This is a genomic window from Novosphingobium panipatense (genome assembly GCF_900182875.1).
GTDB classification, from domain to species: domain Bacteria; phylum Pseudomonadota; class Alphaproteobacteria; order Sphingomonadales; family Sphingomonadaceae; genus Novosphingobium; species Novosphingobium panipatense.
In genome coordinates, this window is sequence record NZ_FXUI01000052.1 from 1 (window position 1) to 1,736 (window position 1,736).

Consider the following 1,736-nt stretch of genomic DNA (forward strand, 5'->3'; position numbering starts at 1 on the left):
CCGTCCTGGCCCATCTTGGCGACCAGCAGCTTGGGCTTGCGACCAAGGCGACGTTCCACCGCAGCCACGCCGTCGAGCACCTGCTGCCAGCGCGGATCACCTGCGTAAGGCGCGGCGTAGACGCCCTTAACAGGAGTGGGCTGGGTGCCGTAGCGCTGGAAGCTCTCTTCCATAGCGCTGCTGATCTCGCCCAGCGTTGCACGGGCGCGCGCGGCTTCGACGGCAAGGGCCAGCAAGTTGTTTTCGAGGCTCGCGGGTGCCGCGGCTCCGTCGCGCAGCGCCTGGAGTGCAGCCTGGCAGGCGGCTTCGTCGCGCTCTGCCTTGACCTTGTTTATGCGGGCAATCTGGGCCTCGCGCACCTTTGCGTTATCGACCTCCAGAGTTTCGAGAAGGTCTTCGTTGGCGAGCCGGTACTTGTTGACGCCGACGATCACATCCTCGCCCCGATCGACGCGGGCCTGACGGGCGGCGGCGGCTTCCTCGATCATCGCCTTGGGCCAGCCGGCCGCAACAGCCTTCGCCATGCCGCCTTCCGCTTCGACGCGCTGGATGATTTCCCAGGCCTTGTCGACCAGTTCCTGCGTCAACGCCTCGATATAGTAGGAGCCGCCCAAGGGATCGACCACCTTGGTCATCCCGGTCTCTTCCTGAATGACGATCTGCGTGTTGCGGGCGATGCGCGCCGAGAAGTCGGTGGGCAGGGCGATCGCCTCGTCCAGCGCATTCGTGTGGAGCGATTGAGTGCCGCCCAGCATTGCGGCCATCGCCTCGATCGTCGTGCGGATGACGTTGTTGTAGGGGTCCTGCTCCTGCAGCGATACGCCCGAAGTCTGGCAGTGCGTGCGCAGCATCTTTGAGCGCTCGTCCTTCGCGCCGAGGTTCGTCATCACGCGGTGCCAGAGCACACGCGCCGCGCGCAGCTTGGCGACTTCCATGAAGAAGTTCATGCCGATCGCGAAGAAGAACGAGAGGCGGCCGGCGAACTTGTCGATATCAAGGCCCGAAGCGACGCCGTACTTCACGTATTCGGCACCGTCGGCGATGGTGAACGCCAGTTCCTGGACCTGCGTCGCACCGGCTTCCTGCATGTGGTAGCCGGAGATCGAGATCGAGTTGAACTTGGGCATCTCCCGGCTGGTGTAGCCGAAGATGTCGGAAATGATCCGCATGCTCGGCTCGGGCGGGTAGATGTAGGTGTTGCGGACCATGAACTCCTTGAGGATGTCATTCTGGATGGTCCCGTCGAGCAGCCTGCGCTCAACGCCCTGCTCTTCACCGGCGACGATAAAGAACGCAAGGATCGGGATCACCGCGCCGTTCATGGTCATCGAGACGGACATCTGGTCGAGCGGGATGCCGTCGAACAGGATCTTCATGTCCTCGACCGAATCGATCGCGACGCCCGCCTTACCGACATCGCCCACCACGCGCGGGTGATCCGAATCGTAGCCACGGTGCGTGGCGAGGTCGAACGCGACCGACAGGCCCTTCTGACCGGCCGCCAGGTTGCGGCGATAGAACGCGTTCGACTCCTCGGCAGTGGAGAACCCGGCGTACTGGCGGATGGTCCAGGGGCGGCCGGCATACATCGATGCGCGCACGCCGCGCGTGAAGGGCGCAAAGCCGGGGAGGCCGGGATCGACGGTCACGTCCTCGGCGGTGTAGAGCGGTTTCACCGCGATGCCCTCGGGCGTGTTCCAGGTCAGGTCCTTGCCCTTGACCTCCTTCGCCGCCGC

1 protein-coding gene is annotated in these 1,736 nt (G+C 64.5%); it reads right to left on the bottom strand.

From position 1 onward, the window contains the following. On the bottom strand, positions 1-1,736 hold a 1,736-nt coding region (scpA, locus tag QOL62_RS19735), incomplete at both ends, for a methylmalonyl-CoA mutase (protein ID WP_283407307.1).